Origin of the sequence: Saccharopolyspora indica (assembly GCF_027853965.1) — a bacterium.
In the GTDB taxonomy this organism is placed as follows: Bacteria; Actinomycetota; Actinomycetes; order Mycobacteriales; family Pseudonocardiaceae; genus Saccharopolyspora; species Saccharopolyspora indica.
This window is the reverse complement of record NZ_JAQGLB010000012.1, coordinates 85,499-102,315: the sequence shown is the minus strand read 5'-3', so window position 1 is coordinate 102,315 and position 16,817 is coordinate 85,499. Positions and strand designations below refer to the sequence as shown.

Annotated in this window: 14 protein-coding genes; 7 read left to right on the top strand and 7 right to left on the bottom strand. The window is 69.3% G+C overall.

The annotated features are described in order from the left end of the window. Positions 1-54: 54 nt before the first annotated feature. Complete coding sequence (locus OU416_RS24830; protein ID WP_270929421.1) at positions 55-243, bottom strand: DUF397 domain-containing protein; 189 nt, start codon at positions 241-243, stop codon at positions 55-57. Then, entirely contained in the window at positions 240-1,082 is an 843-nt protein-coding gene (locus OU416_RS24825) for a helix-turn-helix domain-containing protein (RefSeq protein WP_270929420.1), read from the bottom strand. The genes OU416_RS24830 and OU416_RS24825 overlap by 4 nt, the downstream gene beginning before the upstream one ends. Before the next feature lie 117 nt (positions 1,083-1,199). On the opposite strand from OU416_RS24825, the gene OU416_RS24820 reads away from it, so the two are divergent. Together OU416_RS24820 and OU416_RS24815 are read left to right on the top strand one after the other, a co-directional pair. After that, a complete protein-coding gene (locus OU416_RS24820; protein WP_270929419.1) occupies positions 1,200-1,415 on the top strand; it encodes a zinc finger protein in 216 nt (71 codons plus the stop codon). A 138-nt stretch (positions 1,416-1,553) separates the two neighbouring features. Beyond that, the gene (locus OU416_RS24815) at positions 1,554-1,883 is read left to right on the top strand and encodes a hypothetical protein (protein ID WP_270929418.1); all 330 of its coding nucleotides are present in this window, start codon (positions 1,554-1,556) and stop codon (positions 1,881-1,883) included. Positions 1,884-2,073: 190 nt separating this feature from the next. Here OU416_RS24815 and OU416_RS24810 read toward each other — a convergent pair whose 3' ends face one another. Next, on the bottom strand, positions 2,074-3,252 hold the full coding sequence (locus tag OU416_RS24810; protein ID WP_270929417.1) for an MFS transporter: 1,179 nt from the start codon (positions 3,250-3,252) through the stop codon (positions 2,074-2,076). A gap of 96 nt (positions 3,253-3,348) precedes the next feature. Here OU416_RS24810 and OU416_RS24805 point away from each other — a divergent pair, with 96 nt between their 5' ends. Then, positions 3,349-3,678, top strand: a complete 330-nt coding sequence (locus OU416_RS24805) for an ArsR/SmtB family transcription factor (protein ID WP_270929416.1) — start codon at positions 3,349-3,351, stop codon at positions 3,676-3,678. Positions 3,679-3,788: 110 nt separating this feature from the next. Here the strand turns inward: OU416_RS24805 and eccCa are convergent, their stop codons facing one another. Continuing rightward, positions 3,789-7,901 carry a type VII secretion protein EccCa gene (gene eccCa, locus OU416_RS24800; protein WP_270929415.1) on the bottom strand — a complete coding sequence of 1,371 codons (4,113 nt, stop codon included), beginning with the start codon at positions 7,899-7,901 and terminating at the stop codon, positions 3,789-3,791. 292 nt (positions 7,902-8,193) lie between these two features. Here eccCa and eccD point away from each other — a divergent pair, with 292 nt between their 5' ends. Next, positions 8,194-9,633, top strand: a complete 1,440-nt coding sequence (eccD, locus tag OU416_RS24795; protein WP_270929414.1) for a type VII secretion integral membrane protein EccD — start codon at positions 8,194-8,196, stop codon at positions 9,631-9,633. An 11-nt stretch (positions 9,634-9,644) separates the two neighbouring features. Further along, a complete protein-coding gene (mycP, locus tag OU416_RS24790; RefSeq protein ID WP_270929413.1) occupies positions 9,645-11,042 on the top strand; it encodes a type VII secretion-associated serine protease mycosin in 1,398 nt (465 codons plus the stop codon). A gap of 62 nt (positions 11,043-11,104) precedes the next feature. On the opposite strand, the gene OU416_RS24785 is transcribed toward mycP, so the two are convergent. The 3 genes from OU416_RS24785 to eccB all read right to left on the bottom strand — a co-directional run bounded on the left by OU416_RS24785 (position 11,105) and on the right by eccB (position 14,536). Next, a complete protein-coding gene (locus OU416_RS24785; protein WP_270929412.1) occupies positions 11,105-12,481 on the bottom strand; it encodes a hypothetical protein in 1,377 nt (458 codons plus the stop codon). 2 nt (positions 12,482-12,483) lie between these two features. Continuing rightward, positions 12,484-12,795, bottom strand: a complete 312-nt coding sequence (locus OU416_RS24780) for a hypothetical protein (protein ID WP_270929411.1) — start codon at positions 12,793-12,795, stop codon at positions 12,484-12,486. Between the two features lie 154 nt (positions 12,796-12,949). Continuing rightward, entirely contained in the window at positions 12,950-14,536 is a 1,587-nt protein-coding gene (gene eccB / locus OU416_RS24775; protein WP_270929410.1) for a type VII secretion protein EccB, read from the bottom strand. A gap of 174 nt (positions 14,537-14,710) precedes the next feature. Between eccB and eccE the strand changes: the two genes are divergently transcribed. Continuing rightward, positions 14,711-16,033 (top strand): type VII secretion protein EccE, encoded by a 1,323-nt coding sequence (eccE, locus tag OU416_RS24770; protein WP_093155180.1) that lies wholly within the window; start codon positions 14,711-14,713, stop codon positions 16,031-16,033. Continuing rightward, positions 16,030-16,761, top strand: coding sequence for a hypothetical protein (locus OU416_RS24765; protein WP_270929409.1), 732 nt, complete (start codon positions 16,030-16,032; stop codon positions 16,759-16,761). The genes eccE and OU416_RS24765 overlap by 4 nt, the downstream gene beginning before the upstream one ends. The last annotated feature ends 56 nt before the right edge of the window (positions 16,762-16,817 follow it).

The following is a 16,817-nucleotide window of genomic DNA, read 5'->3' as shown; positions in this document are numbered from 1 at the left end:
TGAAGTGGACACCGTTCGCGGAACTTCCCTCACGAACGACTCAGACAGCCCACCTCACCAGCGACGATCCCGCAACCCTGAGACGAACGTCGCCCACTGCCTCCGAGGAAACGCCAACACAGCCCCACCGGGATCCTTCGAGTCCCGAACCCCAACAACCTCAACCCCACCAGCCACCTCAACGCAGTTGCCTTGCGGGCCGCTGTAACTCGACACCCGCCAGCCAGCTAACTCAGGCGTCATCCTGCCTCGCTCTCATACCGATTCGCGTACTCACGCAGTATCTCGCGCGAATCAGCTTCAGAGGAGGCCACCTTCACCACACGTTCAACAGCATCCGAGAACAACGCGACGTCGTCAGGCTCGTCGAGGAAGGCACCAGAACTACGGGCCTCGACGTACACGACCGGCCTTGCCTTAACGAACTCGAACAAGACGAAGGTCCCGGCCAGGCCTGCATGAGCTCCCAAGGCCAAGGGGATGACCTGCACGCTGACGTTCGGCTGCGCACTTGCCGATGCGATGTGAAGCAGCTGGTCAGCCATCACGCTCGGGCCACCGACCGGTCGCAGCAACGCTGCTTCATCGATGAAGCAGCGCAAGTCGGCAGGATCGCGTTTACTCAAGATCCCCTGGCGCACCTGCCGAATCGAGACCAGGTCGTCGACCTCATCGGGGTCCACGCCCGCCGCTTCCATGATCGCCCTTGTATACGCACGGGTTTGAAGCAACCCGGGAAGCATGCTCAGTGTTACGTCGGTGATCCGCGTGGCTCGTTGCTCCGCATCGATGAGCGCCGTCAATTGCTGCGGAAGCTCGCGACCTAGTTCCCACCATGCAGGTTGATCTATTTCGCGGGCCATCTTGAGCAGGCGTTCGCGATCCGAACCCGTAACCCGGAGGACGGCGAGGATCGCCGACACGTCGGACTCGGAGACCCCCTGCTTGGCATTCTCAACGCGGCTGACCTTCGCCTCGGACCAGCCGATCTGCTGTCCGACGAGCTTCATCGACAGACCGACTTCGTTCCGCGCAGCGCGGAGTTCCTTGGCTAGGGCGCGAGCTCTCGGCGTATTCGACACGCGAACACCTTACGGCTCCCCACCTGGGTTTTCGATCCACCCAATCGTGGATCTTGCAAGACTTGCACCACCAACGACAGACTCTAAGTATCGCCGAAAGACCGAAGGGAGCCGAGGATGTCGGGCTACTTGAAGTACGTGTGGCGCCCGGTCACAGGAGGCCGCCACGCTTTCCCCATCGCAGCAACGAAAACCCCACCGGACGAGCAGGCCGAGGCCTACTGCGGAGCGAAGACCCCAGCCGCCGAACTCCACGACCGCTCCGAAGTGGACTGGGTCCGAGAGAAGTCCTGCATGAAGTGCTGGCACCACCTCGCCGACAAAGGCCCCTGACCCCACACCCCTCCCACGACAGCCAGGCCGCACACAGGCCCCGCGTCAATTTCGTACGAAATTGACCGTCACCCGGGTGAACGTCAATTTCGTACGAAATTGACCACCGCCCCCACCACGGAAGGACACCCACCCGCCATGTTCTGGATCCAGCTCAGCACGTTCCTGCTGTTCAACGTCTTCCTGATCGCCCTCATCGCTACCCAGGTCCCGTTCGGGGGCTTGAGATTCGCCACCGGCCAGCACGCCGGGACAGGGGACGGTGAGTACACGGTGTGGCACCTCATCGCCGACGTCGAAGCCGAACGCCACCGCACCACCACCGACAGCGGTGCTCATGCACGTCGCCGCGAGCAACCACCCATAACGCTCGAACCACCAGCACAACCCGGAACCGGGCCCGAGCTTCAGTTCCCCGACATCGACCCCGACGACCAACCCACCGGACGCCACCACCTCCGCAGGTAAAGGCTCGTGAGTGCGTAACAGCGTTCGAACACTGTTACGCACTCACGACCCCCACCACCTCACAGAACCCCGACCCCGAAGCCGGGTCGGTGCGGCACGACATCCCCCGGCCACCGCCGCACCGGCCCACCCCGGCGGCCGGGCGCGAACCCCTCCCCGCGCCCGGCCGCCGCCCCCGAGGTGGCCGAACTTATTGCGTCTTGGCCGGGAGGGGTCCCGGTTGTGCCAGATTTGGGGTTTTCGCCGGTGAGGTGGTGGTTTTGACGGCTACGAGGAGGCCCAACAGGGCGATCGCCGCTGCTGTTGGGGCCAGCCAGGGCGTGCCCGCTGTTGCCAGGACCGTTCCGCCGATCGCCGAGCCGAGGCCCGCTCCGACGTAGATCGCCGAGCCGTTCAGGCCGAGGGCCACCGTCGGGGCGTCCGCGGCCAGCTCGAACAGTCGGTGCTGCTGGGGCACCATCAGCATTCCGCTGAAGGCTCCCGCGCCGAAGCCGATCAGCAGGGTTGTCGGGAGCGCCAGCGCGGCCCAGTTGAGCAGGGCGAACATCAGGGCCATGCCCGCCAGCGCGAGCAGCAGGACCCGCTTCGGGCCGAAGCCGTCGGTGCCGCGGCCCGCCAGCGAGTTGCCCGTCACCTGGCCGATGCCGAAGGCCACCAGCACCCAGGACAGCATCGCTCCCGGTGCCGCGGAGCCGAGCAGCACCGGCAGGTAGGCGAAGACGGTGAAGCTGGCGAACATGCCGACGACCGTGATCAGCAGGACCTTCACCACCGCCGGGCGCACCAGGACCGCGAGCCGCTCGCGCAGTCCGACCACCGGTAGCCGCACCTGCGGCAGGACCGGGATCGCGACGGCCACCAGCACGCCGACCACGCCGATCGCCCACATCACCGCGCGCCAGCCGAACCACTGCCCGCCGAGCACTCCGAGCGGCACCCCGAGCACCGTCGAGGCGGTCATCCCCGCGGCCACCGTCGCCAGCGCCCGGCCGCGCTGCTCCGGGGCGGCGAGCGCGCCGGCCACCGCGTAGGCGTTCGCCTGGAACGCCGCCGCGCCGAGCGCCGCCAGCACCCTGGCCACCGCCACCACCGCGAAAGTCGTGCCGAGCGCCTGCCCCGCCATGCCGACCGTGAACAGCGCGAGCCCGCCGCCGAGCAGCACCCGCCGGTCCCAGCTGCCGGTCACCGACGCGATGACCGGCGAGCCCACCGCGTAGGTCACCGCGAACAGCGTCGTCAGCTGACCCGCCATCGATTCGGAAACCCGGAGATCCCGGGCGATTTCGGACAGCAGCCCGTTGAGGATGAAGCCGTCCGCGCCGACCGCGAAGGTGCCCACGGCGAGGACGAGCAGCGTGCTGAGGCGCAACCGATCGTTTGATGATCGTCGAATCGTCACGGGGGTCGATCATGCTGAACCATTCGATGCTTGTCAAACAATCGAAGGGAAGTAGGCTCGGCGCTCGTGACCCGCACGCTCCCGCAACCCGGCCGCAACGATCTCGACATCCTGAAGGTGCTGCACGCGCTGGCCGATCCGGTGCGGCTCGAACTGCTCCACACCCTCAGCCGCGAGACCGAACCGTCGGTCTGCTCGCTGGACGCCTACGACGTCGACGTCAGCGCACCGACGCTCTCCCACCACTGGCGAGTGCTGCGCGAAGCGGGCCTGACCACGACCTTCGTCAACGGCCGAAACCGCTGGGTGGAGCTGCGCCGCGACGACCTGGCCGCGCGCTTCCCCGGCCTCCTCGAAGCCGTCCTCGCAGGCTTCGAGCTCCGTCAAGAGCCGTGAGTGGTTTGTGGGGCTATAGCACCACAAACCACTCACGGACCCACCGCCGAACGCAAGGAGCCCTCCCCAGCCGAGGCCGGGAAGGGCTCCTTGCGATCAGACCGTGACGATCACTCCGGCGGGATGAACGCCGTCTGGATCATCTGCGGGCCACCGCGCAGGCTGCGGGACACCAGGGTGCCCCGGCCCGGCGGGAGCTGGCGGGACTTGATGTTCGCCACCAGCTGGCCGTCGTCCTTGTTCGCGCTCATCGCCAGGCCCGGGGCCGACGTCTCGCGCATCTTGCCGATCAGCGGTTCGTACAGCGCACGTCCTGCACCACCGGAGTTGCGGGCCAGCACGATGTGCAGACCCACGTCGCTGGCCGTCGGGATGAACTCCGCCAGCGGCGCCAGCGGGTTGTTGCCCTGCGGTGCCACCAGCTCGTAGTCGTCGACGATGACGAACAGCTCCGGACCCTTCCACCAGGAGCGGTTCTTCAGCTGCTCCTGCGTCACGTCCGGGCCGGGCAGGCGCTTCTTCAGCGATCCCACCACGTCCTTGACGTTGCCCTTGAGCTGGTCGGCGCCCACCGCGTACTCCAGCAGGTGGCCGGTGTTGAGGAAGCCCAGCATCGTGCGCCGGTAGTCGACCAGCAGGATGAGCGCTTCCTTCGGCGTGTACCGCTCGGTGATGCCCCGCACGATCGTGCGCAGCAGGGCCGTCTTACCCGATTCCCGCTCACCGAACGCGTAGAAGTTCGGCTCGGCGGCGAAGTCCAGGTAGACCGGGTGCAGGCCGTCCTCGTTGATGCCGATCGGCACCAGCTTCGGGTTCGGCTGCTGCTCCGGACGCGGCAGCTGCTGGTGCGGCAGCATGTCGGGCAGCAGGCGGACCTGCGGCGCCGGGCGGCCCTTCCAGGAGCTCTTGACGCGGTTGACCATGTCCGCGACGCCCTCGGAGACGTCGTCGTTGTACAGCTCCCAGCCCATCCGCGGGTTGCGGAGCGGCTTGCCCTCGTCGGCCTCGCGCTTGACCTGCTCGAGCTCGGCACCGACGCGGTCACCGATCTTCTCGCTGTCCACTCGGGGCAGCGCGGTGAGGAAGTGCAGCTTGGAACCGTGCATACCGCGACCCGGTCGGCCCTGCGGCACCTTGACCGCGAACTTGCGGTCCACCTCGGACTCGCTCGGGTCACCGAGGCGGAGCTCGATGCGGGTCTGCATCAGGTCCTTCATCGCCGGGCGGATCTCCGCCCAGCGAGCCGCGGTCACGAACACGTGCACGCCGTAGGCCAGACCGTTGGCGGCCAGGTTCAGCACGTCCTGCTCGAGGGCCTCGAACTCCTCGCGGAAGGTCCGCCAGCCGTCGATGATCAGGAAGGCGTCGCCGAACGGGTCGTCCTCGAACTCACCGCGACGGCGCTTGTTCCGGTAGTCGTTCATGCCCTCGACGCCGTGCTGGGCGAAGCGGCCTTCGCGCTCGGCCAGCATCGTCTTGAGCTCGGCGATCGACCGGCGCACGGTGTCCTGGTCGCGGCGGGTGCCGTAGCCACCCATGTGCGGCAGGTTGCGCAGCGCACCGATCGAACCACCACCGAGGTCGATGCAGTAGAACTGCACTTCCTGCGGGGTGTGGGTCAGCGCCATCGAGGCGATCATCGCGCGGACCGTGTTCGACTTGCCCGCACCGACACCGCCGACGATCGCGCCGTGACCGCCCTGACCGCTCAGGTCGAGGATCATCGGGTCCTGGCGCTGGTTGTACGGCACGTCGATCAGGCCGACCGGCACCTGGAGCCGGCCGCTGCCCGCGTAGCCCGCCGCGGTGTAACCGCGGTCGTCGGTCTGCTGCAGCGGCGGCAGCAGGGTGTCCAGCGTCGGCGGGGTGTCCAGCGGCGGCAGCCAGACCGCGTGCGCGGGCGGGCCCTGGCCGTGGACCTTGTCGATGACGATCTGGAAGTCGGTCGGGTCGAGGTCGCTCTTCTTCTCCTCCTTGACCTCTTCGACGACCGGCTTCTCCGGCTCCTTCGGCTTCTCCACGTAGTCCGGGATGAAGAAGCGCGGCATCTTGTCACCGGTGACCGGCGACGCGCCGCCCTTGAGCGCCGGGCGGCGACCGCTGGTCTGGTGCAGGTGCCCGGACACGAACGCGGCGCGGAACCGCTCCATGCCGTTGGGGTGCTTCAGGTAGCCGTGACCACCGGTGGCCGGCAGGTCAGCGGCGTCCGGGACGCCGATGGCCGCGCGGGATTCCGCCGCGTTGAAGGTCTTCAGACCGATCCGGTACGACAGGTGCGAGTCCAGACCGCGCAGCTTGCCCTCTTCCAGCCGCTGGGAGGCCAGCAGCAGGTGGACCTGCAGCGAACGGCCCAGTCGACCGATCATCACGAACAGCTCGGCGAAGTCCGGCTGCTGCGAGAGCAGCTCGGAGAACTCGTCGATGACGACGAACAGCGCGGGCAGCGGCTCCTGGCAGCGCTCGTCGCCGGCCTCGCCCATCTTCCGGTAGTCCCAGACGTTCTTCGCGCCCGCCTTGTTCAGGACTTCCTGGCGGCGGTTCATCTCACCGGCCAGCGCGTCCGACATGCGGTCGATCAGCGAGCCGTCGCCCTCGAGGTTCGAGATGTTCGCCGACACGTGCGGTGCCGGGTCGAACCCGTTGAAGGTCGCACCACCCTTGAAGTCGACCAGCACGAAGTTGAGCATCGAGGAGGAGTGCGTGGCGATGAGGCCGAGCACGATGGTGCGCAGGAACTCGGACTTACCGGAACCGGTCGCACCGATGCACAGGCCGTGCGGGCCCATACCGCCGGAGGCGGTCTCCTTGATGTCCAGGTGGACGATCTCGCCCTGCTCGCCGGGGCCGATCGCGACGCGGTAGAGGTCGTCGCGGGACCGCGGCCGCCAGGCCTCGTTGAGGTCGAAGGTGACGACGTCACCGGCCAGGCCCAGCTGCTCGATGTAGTTCAGCGGCGTGGTCAGCGGCTCGTAGCCACCGCTGTCGGCGTCGGCCGAAGCACCGGCGCCACCGGCGACCCGGTACGGGGCCATCTGGCGGGCCAGCGCGGCGGCTTCCTCCATGGTCAGCGAGTCCGGCTTGCCGAACCACTCGACACCGCTGCCACCGCGGGCACCGATGCGGTCCTCCTCGACGACCATCCGCATGCCGCGGCGCGCGGTGAGCTGGCCGAGCAGGTCGGACAGGTCGATCATGGTGACGCCGGCCAGGCCGCCCTCGACGTAGAGCGCCTCCTCACGGCTGATCTCGGCGTCGTCGATGATGATCACGATGTGCGGCTGGCCGTCCGGCGGCGCCGCGTTGCGCTGGAAGCGCGGCCGCTCGGCGAGCTGCTCGGAGAGCATCTGCTCCAGCGCGGCCAGCGAACCGGCCATCAGCCGCATCTGGCCGATGCCGTCGGTCTCGGTCGGGTGCTGGGCGTGCGGCAGCCACTTCACCCACTCCCACTCGGTGCGCGCGCGACCGCTGCTGGCGACCGCGATCATCACGTCGTCGGGGGTATGGAAGGTGGCCAGCTGGCACACCATGGCGCGGGCCAGCGACCGCACGAGCTCCTTGTCGCCCTGCAGGCCGACCGCGGCGAAACCGCGCAGCGAGGTGGCGATCGGCAGCTCCGGCACCAGCGAGTGCGCGCGGACGAAGCGGCGCAGCGCCAGCGTGGTGATCGGCTCCAGCTCGTCGACCGGGCCGGTCTGCGGCGGCACCAGGCGGGTTTCCAGCCGCTGGGAACCGCGACCCACGCGCACCTGGCAGAAGTCGTTGTCGTTCGGGCGTCGCTCCCACATGCGCCGGCTCGGGCCGGCCGCCAGCGACCACAGTGTCTGCGGGTCGGGGTGCACCCACTCCCGCGCCAGCCGCTGCTCGTCGGCGGCTTCCCTGGCGCGGTCGCGCATCTGACCGAGGTACCGCAGGTAGTCCTTGCGGTCCTCGTTCATCTCGGCCTTCTTCTGGCCGCCTTCCTTGCCACCCCCGGCCATCATCCCGAACGTTGAGATGAGCATCATCATCGGCATCATCATCATCATCGGGTTGTTCTGCGCCCGCTGGAGCATGAAGACCATCATTCCCAGCGAAGCGACGATCATGACGGCCGGCAGGACCTTCTGGACGATGTTGCCCGGAATCGTCCGCGGGATCTCCGGCGGTGGTTCGAGGTGCACCTCCCCGCCCGGTGGCCTGGGAGCGGCCAGGCGTGGCGTTCGCTTGAACTGCAGCGTGCTCACCGGACGCAACAACCTTTCCGTGTCAAACGTGCTCTCGATGTCGCGCCCAGCATTCTGCACAGCTGCGGCGCCACCGGCGGCGGGGTGGGAGTCGGACGTGACCAAGCAGATATCAAGTCGTTGGCACGAGTTCCGCCAAACCCGTCACCCCTCGACGGTCGGTGTGGCCATACTAGGGGCGCTCTCCGGCCAGGCGGGTCGGTTTCGCAAAGAAAAACTCGCCTTGGTTGGATCGAGCCCCAGACGACAAATGAATGCACGGCAATCAACCTTCAGGGAGTAGGGGGCCCAAGTGGCGACCGGGACCACGGTGTTCAGCCGCGTGACGGTGGTGGCACCTACAACTCGCATCGACCTGGCGCTGCCTTCCGACGTGTCGGTGGCAGACCTGCTGCCGATGCTGCTGGAAATGGCCCGCGAGACGACGCCCGACGGCGGTTCGCGGCACGGGGGCTGGGTCCTGGCACGGCTTGGCGACAGCCAGGCGCTCGAACCGAACCAGTCGCTGTCCGCGCAGGGCATCGTGGACGGCGACATGCTCCAGCTGCGGCGCGGCGCGGACAACCCGCCGCCGCCGCTGTACGACGACGTCGTGGACGCGCTCGCCGAGGCAGAGCCCGGTAGCTACCGGCCCTGGACCAAGGAGACCGCGGCGAAGGTCGGGCACACCGCGGGTGCGCTGGCGCTGATCGGCGCGGCCGCGGCGATCGGGCTGGCCGGCCCGGCCGGGCTGCTGCACAACAACATGGACCTCACCACCGCGGTGGTGTACCAGATCGTGGCCGCCGTGCTCGGCGGGATCGTGGCGGTCTTCGCGACCGGCGTCGGGTCCATGGTGACCCGCGCGTACGCCGCGCCGACCACCGGAACCGTCATCGCGGCGGCGGGCGGTCTGCCGTTCGCCTTCGTGGCCGGTTTCAACATCGTGCCCGGCAACGCGCTGGAACCGAGGCTGCTGCTGGCCAGCGCGCTGATGCTGATCTTCGCGTCGGTGTCGATCATGATCATCGGCGCGGGCATCGTCACGTTCATCGCGGCGGCCACCGCGGGCGCCTTCGGCACCGTGGCCTTCATCATCGGCACCCTGGTGCCGCAGGCCAACACCGCGGGCATCGCCGCCGGTGTCGCGGCCGTCGGCCTGGCGGGCATCTCGCTGCTCCCGCGCATCACCATCCAGCTCGCGAAGCTGCCGCTGCCGCACGTGCCGGGCAGCGCCGAGGACCTGAAGGAAGACACCGGGTTCCCGGACTACCGGATGATCGAGCGGCAGACCGGCCTGGCGCACCAGTACATGACCGGCCTGATCGTCGGCTGCGGCATCGTCGCCGCCCTCGGCGCGGTGGTGGCCGCGGTGTTCAGCCCGATCTGGGGCGCGGCGTTCGCCGTCGTGGTCTCCGCGGTGCTGCTGCTGCGCGGCCGCAACTACGCCAACGGCAGCCAGGCGATCGCCCTGCTGTTCAGCGGTCTGCTGTCCTCGCTGGGCGTCACCATCGGCCTGCTCGCGCAGGTCGGCTCGATGCCGATCGCGGTGGCCTGGGTGTTCCCGCCGCTGCTGCTGCTGGGCGTGCTGTCGATCATCTTCGGCGTGGTGTTCCCGAACCGCCGGTTCTCGCCGGTGCAGCGCCGCATGGTGGACATCCTGGAGGCGGTCCTGATCGCCCTGGTGCTGCCGCTGGCGCTGGCCGCGATGGACCTCTACATGTACATCCGCGACCTCAACATCAACTTCTGAGGGACGGCTCGATGCGCTCAAGGTTCTCCCGCAGCACGCTGCGCACCTCCGCGCTGCTCGCCGCGGTCGGTGTGTTCGCGTTCAGCGGGCCGACAGCACCTGCCGCGGCGCAGTCCCTCGTACCGCCACCCCTGGACCTGTCCCAGCGGACCGGCAGCGAGGTGGCACAGCGCAACTACCCGCAGAAGCAGGCCTGCATGCAGGGCAACCCCGGCGGCGGCATGATCGAGGAGAAGCCGTGGAGCCAGCGGGTGCTGGGCTACGAGCGGGCCCACGAGCAGGGCTTGCTGGGGCAGGGCAAGACCGTCGCGGTCATTGACACCGGCGTGAACACCCACCCCCGGTTGCCGAACTTGCGCGACGGCGGAAGCAGCGTTCCCAAGGGCGGAGCGCTCACGGACTGCGACGGCCACGGCACGATCGTGGCGGGCATCATCGCGGCCGCTCCGGACCCGACGAATCAGACCGCCTACGTCGGGGTCGCGCCGGAGGCGTCGATCCTGTCCATCCGGCAGTCCTCCAGCCTCTTCATCGAGGACGAGACCAACAAGACGATCGGCGACACCGAGACGATGGCGCAGGCCATCAACAAGGCGACCAAGGAAGGCGCGGATGTCATCAACATCTCGCAGTCGTCCTGCCAGCCGATCTCGCAGGCTGCCGACGCCAGGAACCGGGGCAACCAGCAGCTGCAGACAGCGGTCAAGGAGGCCTACGAAGCGGGCATCGTGATCGTCGTCGCGGCTGGCAACGTCGGTGGCACGTGTCAGAAGAACCCGACCGGCAGCCCGACGACCGCGGTGCTTCCGGCCTGGTTCGACGACTACGTGCTCACCGTCGCCTCGGTGAACGAGCAGGGTGCGCCCTCGGAGTTCACCGTGCCAGGGCCGTGGGTGGATGTGGCTGCGCCGGGTCAGAACCTGATCACGCTCGACCCAGGTGCGAACGGCACGGGTCTGGCCAGTCAGATCGCGCACGGCCAGGACGGCCAGATGGGCCCGATCGAGGGCACCAGCTTCGCCGCCCCGTACGTGGCCGGTCTCGCTGTGCTGATCAAGGAGAAGTTCGAGAAGGAGGGCAAGCCCCTCACGGCCGAGCAGATCATGGACCGGATCAAGGAGACGGCGCTGCCCGCAGGTGGCGCCGGGGGCCGCAACGACATCGTCGGCTACGGCACCGTCGATGCGGCGGCGGCGCTGGGCGAAGTGGTTCCGTCCGAATGGCCGGGCTACAAGGAGCCGCAGCAGAAGCAGGCGCGGCTGGGTGCCGACGTGATCCCGCAGAAGGACTACCCGGCGCTGATCATCGCCATCGGCGGTGCGGGTGCGGGAATCGCGGCGATCGTGTTCACGGCGTTCCTGACCAACGCGGTCCGCAACGTCCGAGCCCGGACCCGCGGCAACCGCTAGCAGTCCCGAACGCAGAACGGCCCGGCGTCCGATGTGGATGCCGGGCCGTTCTGCGTTCCGGGTCAGCCTCGCCGCTTGGGCGGCGGGGCGTCGCCGACCGAGGCGGTGCCGGTCTTCGGCTTGGGCGGCGGCGCGTCACCGACTGATGCCGTGCCGGTCTTCGGCGGCGGCGCGTCGCCCACGGATGCGGTCTTCGGCTTCAGCGGTGGCACGTCGCCGACCGCGGCCGTCCTGGGCTTGGGTGGCGGGGCGTCGCCGACCGCTGCCGACTTCGGCTTCTCCACGCCGGGCGCCTTCGGGTGGAGGGCGTCGTCGATGGACTTGCGCGGCTTGTCCGATTCGAAGATCGACGGGATGTCCAGCTTCCCCTTGCGGGCCACCGGTTCCGCGGGCTTCTGGTCGCCCGGGGGCGCGCCGAAGACCGCCGGGGCCGTCGTCGGCGGCGTGCCGAACAGCTCCTCCGGGTTGGACTTCAGCCGGGACTGGTTCTTGCGCTCCTGGCCACCGCCCTGAGCGCCGCCCATCATCCCGCCCATCATGCCCATGGGCATCATGCCGCCCATCATCCCGCCACCAGCGGCGACAGCACCGCCCGCGGCGACCGCGCCACCGGCAGCGGCAGCCGCGGCAGGCGGGGACGCCATCGAGGGCTCCCCGGCCGCGGTCCGGCCGCCCGGCTCCAGCGGCGGCGCTTCGGCGGCAGCGGTTCCAGCACCGCCACCACCGACCGCACCAGCCCCGGCTCCGGCACCACCGCCGCCACCGGCACCGCCGCCTGCGGAGCCACCCGCCGATGCCGCGTCCGTCTTCGCCGGTTGCTCCGGCGCGGCGGGTGCGGTGAAGTCCCAGGCCTGCGCGGGCATCCGCTTGTCGAACTGGACCGATCCCGTCGAGCGACCGGCCTCCAGATCCTCGCAGAACCGGGCGAAAGCCCGATAGGTGTCCGAAATGGACTCCGCGAGCTCCAGCGCGGGTCTGGCCAGCTCGCCCAAGTGCTTGCGGGCCCGCTCCGGGCCGCCCTCGGGCGCCAGCAGCGCCGACGTCACCGAGTCCGCCGCCTCCGCGATCAGCTCGCCGAGGTCGTCCACCTGCTCCTGCACGCCCTCGACGGTGTGCTCCATCACCTCGGCCAGCGCGCGCATCGCGTCGATCAGGTCGTTGCCCGCCAGGCCGACCTCGCGGATGTGGCCGAGGAAGGCATCGGCGTCCGCGCCCTGCCAGGACGAGTCGATACCGCCGAGCCGGCCCTGCACGTCGGCGGTCGTCCGCTCCAGGACGTCGGCGTTCTCCCGCCAGACGCGGGCCGCTTCGCGCAGGTCCTCGTGGTGGCCGACCAGATCCGCCAGATCGGCGGGGATGGAGTTGGCGAACTCCAGCTCGCGCGCGATGCGCGCCAGGTAGTCGAGGTGCTCGGCCACCGCGTTCTTGTCGCGCACCATGCTCAGCTCCCCTGCTTCCGGATCTCCACGGCACCGTCGTCATCGCCACCGGAGTGGAAGTCCACGACCTCGCGCAGCTCGTCGCCCGCGCGGGTCAGCGCCTCGCCCGCGCGGCGGCTCTCGTCCACCAGCAGCTGGAACAACCGCTGGTAGGACTCGGCGGCACCGGCGTTGCGCCCGAGCTCGCCGAACGCCTCCGGGGCCAGCTCCGCGGCGGCCAGCTTCTGCGGTGCGGTAGCGATCTCCTCACCGGCGGTGCGCACTTCCCGCGCGTAGGTCGCCAACCATTCGACATCGACCCGGATCCCCGCCATCCGGTACCTCCCGCTCACTCGCTGCTCAGCGGCCCGCAGCCTCGGGCCCTTATAGCAATCCGCCCGCAGCTACCGTTGCTGCGGGCGGATCGCTTGTTCTCTCGGACGTTGGAGCGTGCCTGTTCGGTTCCCTTCCTCCGGTGGTGCCGGAGGATCAGCTACCGGCCTGGGCCACTCCTGCTTGCTGCTGCCCCGGCTTCTGCGGCGGGCGGTTGACGCCCGGACCGACCGGAACCGCGTCGTAGGTCATGCTCGCGTTGGCCGGGTCGAGGAAGTCGCCCTTGGGCAGCACCCGCGTCAGCCAGGACGGCCCCGCCTTGATGTCCCCGGCACCGCCGATGACGCCGAGCCCCTGGGCGGTGCCGACGTCCTTGATGCCGTACTGCACGCCCTGGTCGGCGACCAGGAAGATCGGGCCGCTGTCCGCGCCGGCCTCGTTCGAGGCACCGCGCACCACGGCCGCCTTGCCCGCGGGCATGTAGAAGTAGTCGACCTGCGGGCCGGTGCCGTCGTACTGCGCGAGCTTGACGGCCGCCTTGGCAGCCGGCGTGCCCTTGTTCAGGGTCGCCGTGATGTTCTGGTTGCCGTTGACGTTCTTCCAGCTCAGGCACGAGGTGTCGGACTGCTGGAAGGTGACCGGGGAGGGCACCGCCACCGGGAAGCCCGACAGGTTGAGCTGTTCCTCCGAGTCGGCCTCGGAGGCGTCGGTGACCGCACCGGTCATGTTCGGGATGTCCTGGCGGCTGGTCTTGCTGGCGTGCAGCACCGCCGCCGCGCCCTCGCTGATCTTCTGCTTGCCGCTGGGCAGCAGCAGGTAGAACTCGTCGGGCTGGCCCGGAACGGTCCGCGCGACCACGTCACCGACCTTGCGGTTGCCCATGTAGCTCAGCGGCTGGCCGTCGTTGGGGACGTCCGGCACCTGCAGCGCGGGCACCTCCGGGATCGCGTTGAGCATGTTGGTGCTGATGGTCCGCGGCGTCGCGCCCCGCAGCCCGTACATGTCGAGCACGGTGGTCTCGTTCTGGCGGATCAGCGACTTGACCACGTGCGTGTGCGGCTGGCCGGGCAGGTTCTCCACCCGGTAGATCAGGTAGTCCCGCTTCGAGGTCTGGTCCCTGACGTACAGCGACTGGTCCAGGCCCAGCTCGGTGCCGTGGTTGCCGTCACCGCCGATCACCGTCGTCTGGACCTTCGTCTCCGCCTCGACACGGGCGTCGTTGAGGGTGTCCTTGACCTGGCCGACGTCGCAGATGGCCCACGACGGCTCGGCGATGTTCTTCGCGTCCGGCAGGTAGGTCGGCGCGTTGACCAGGCCGGTGAGCGAACCGCGCGGGAAGTCCCCCAGCGCCGATTCCTTCACCACCGTGGTCGGGACCGCACCACCGCCCTGCGAACCGCCCTGGGCCATCACCAGCAGTTTCGCCGATGCCACGTTGAGCATCGGGATGAGCCGCTTGTCCGCCTGCTCGTCCGAGGTGACGACGAAGACGGCGCCGGTCTCCTTGCCGATGATGATGGAACCCGGTTCCGGCACTGATCCCTTGCCGCCGAACAGGCCCCACACCAGGAACCCGATGCAGCCGATGGCGGCGAGCACAGCTCCGGCGACCGTGGCCCGCTTGTGCGAACCCATCGGATCGTGGAGCATCACCGCGTCTTTTCGGACCAGCGCCGACTCCATGCGGCGCAGCACGAACCGATACGCCTGAACCTGTGACTTCGTTGTGGGTGTTGATGCCATTCTTCGCCTACAGCTCTCCCGTCCGAGGTACGGTTTCGCAGGATAGTCGCAGAGAGATGCCGAATGGGTGCGGTTCGACCGAGTCCGTCAGTATTCTCTTCACGCGGCGATCGAAGATTCGCGTCCCAGCGCGCCGAGTGCCGCACCTACCTGCGAGGGGGAGAGACCGAACGGATGTCCGTGACCACGCAACATCCGGCCCAGCCGAAAGCTCCCGGGCCCGCCAATCCGCCCCGCGCACGCATCCGCGCGCGGCGGCGGCGCATCAACGGCGTAACGCTCGGCGGCATCCCTGCGGCCAACATCGTGCTCATCGAGGTGGGCCTAGCCGTCGGGCTCATCCTGACGATCATCGGCGCGAAGCTGAACCTGGTGCAGGTGCTGCTCCCGGTCGGCGGCGGATTCGCGCTGCTGTGCCTGATCATCGCGCTGCTGCGGCGGCGCGGTCGCTGGTTCACCCAGTGGTTCGGGCTGGTGCTCGAGTACCGCGGGCGCAACCACACCCGGGTCTCGCACCCGGCCGACGTCGACGCCATGGAGCCGGCGGAGGACAAGAACGGCGACGGCATCATCGGCCCCGACGAGAACCACCGCGTGGCGCTGCTGCGGCTGGTCGTCGAGGACCTGGTGATCGCCCGCAGCCAGGACCACGACCGCAACCCGGTCGGCATGTCCTGGCACAACGGCAAGTGGACCGGCGTGCTGATGGTCGAACCGCCGCCGTCGCTGCTGAACCCCGTTGACAGCGCGCCGAACCTGCCGCTGGGCGTGCTCGCGCCGTGCCTGGAGGACCGCGGCGTCGTGCTCGACGCGATCCAGGTCATCTGGCACTGCTACCCGGGCAGCGCGGCGCTGCCGTCGAACTCGCCGGCGCTGAACTCCTACCTGGAGGTCCTGGGCCGGCTGCCCGCGGCGGCGCGGCGCACCACCTGGATCGCGGTGCGGCTGGACCCGCAGCGCTGCGCCAAGGCGATCGGCGAGCGCGGTGGCGGCATCCTGGGTGCGCAGCGCGCGCTCATCGGTGCGATGTCCCGCGTGCGCAACGCGTTGGAGCGGCAGGGAATCCCGAGCCGCCCGCTGGACCCGGACGAGCTGCTGCAGGCCGGCATCTCCTCGGCGGAGCTGCACAACGTGCTCGGTTCGCAACGCCCGGTGGGCCTCAAGGAGCGCTGGGACGGCGTGACCGCCGGTGGCGTCGGCCACTCCAGCTACGCCATCACCGGCTGGCCGAACCAGATGAACGACAGCCTGAACGCGCTGACCGGCATCCGCGCGCTGTCCACCAGCATCGCGCTGTCCATCTCGCCGGTCGGCGAGGAGAACGAGGTCGGGCTGCGCGGTCTGGTCCGGGTCAGCGCCCGCACGCCCGCCGAGCTGGACACCGCCGACGAGCGGCTGAAGGCGATCAGCAACCGCCTCGGGCTGACCCTGACCCCGCTGCGCGGCTCGCAACTGGCCGGCTACGCAGCGACGCTGCCGCTCGGAGGTGCGGCATGAGCCGAAGCAGAACGATCGATGTTCCCGGAAACAAGGCGGCGGCACCGGAGTTCCTGGTCACCCCGGAAACCCTGGACGCCATCAGCCCGTCCGGCGACCGGGGCGGGGTGATCATCGGCTCCAACCCGCAGAACGAGGCGGAAGCGGCGTCGATCCTCCGCCCGCACCCGACCCGCATGGTCACCGTCGGCGGCCTGTACCTCGCGCGGCAGCTGGCGCTGCGCGCGATGGCCACCGGCGCGTGGGTGATCGTGGCCACCGGGCGCCCGGGCGCGTGGAAGGCGCTGGAGCGGGCCGCCGGGCAGACCCCGGACGGCAAGCCGGTGCCGCTGGTGCAGATCCGCAGGCTGGCCCCGTTCGACCTGCCGCGGTCCTCTGAGGACACCCCGCTGCTGGTGATCCACGACGGCGGTGCGGTGCCGCAGGAGCTGTTCCCGCCCCGCGCCCCGTGGCAGACCACCATGTACGTGCTGCCCTACCTGCACCCGCAGGTGAGCAGCGGCACGGCGGCGAACACGGCGGACCTGGTGCTGTTGCAGCGCCTCCCGCTGAACCAGGCGCAGCTGGCGCAGCGCATCTGGAGCCTGATGAACAACCAGGTGCAGCAGATGACCCAGCTCAAGGACGACCAGGTGATCGCCCTCGGCAACATGACCTGGACGCTGATCCGCCTGGTGACGAACAAGAAGGAGCAGGAGATCCTCGGCCCGATCCGCCGCGGCGACTGACCTTCCGCACCGAACGACGAGGAGCCCCGACCGCACCGGTCGGGGCTCCTCGCTTT

Coding starts and splice junctions, on each gene's coding strand:
- OU416_RS24830 (WP_270929421.1), bottom strand. CDS start 243: ATGACGCCTGAGTTAGCTGGCTGGCGGGTGTCGAGTTACAGCGGCCCG.
- OU416_RS24820 (WP_270929419.1), top strand. CDS start 1,200: ATGTCGGGCTACTTGAAGTACGTGTGGCGCCCGGTCACAGGAGGCCGC.
- OU416_RS24815 (WP_270929418.1), top strand. CDS start 1,554: ATGTTCTGGATCCAGCTCAGCACGTTCCTGCTGTTCAACGTCTTCCTG.
- mycP (WP_270929413.1), top strand. CDS start 9,645: ATGCGCTCAAGGTTCTCCCGCAGCACGCTGCGCACCTCCGCGCTGCTC.
- OU416_RS24785 (WP_270929412.1), bottom strand. CDS start 12,481: ATGGTGCGCGACAAGAACGCGGTGGCCGAGCACCTCGACTACCTGGCG.
- OU416_RS24780 (WP_270929411.1), bottom strand. CDS start 12,795: ATGGCGGGGATCCGGGTCGATGTCGAATGGTTGGCGACCTACGCGCGG.
- eccB (WP_270929410.1), bottom strand. CDS start 14,536: ATGGCATCAACACCCACAACGAAGTCACAGGTTCAGGCGTATCGGTTC.
- eccE (WP_093155180.1), top strand. CDS start 14,711: ATGTCCGTGACCACGCAACATCCGGCCCAGCCGAAAGCTCCCGGGCCC.
- OU416_RS24765 (WP_270929409.1), top strand. CDS start 16,030: ATGAGCCGAAGCAGAACGATCGATGTTCCCGGAAACAAGGCGGCGGCA.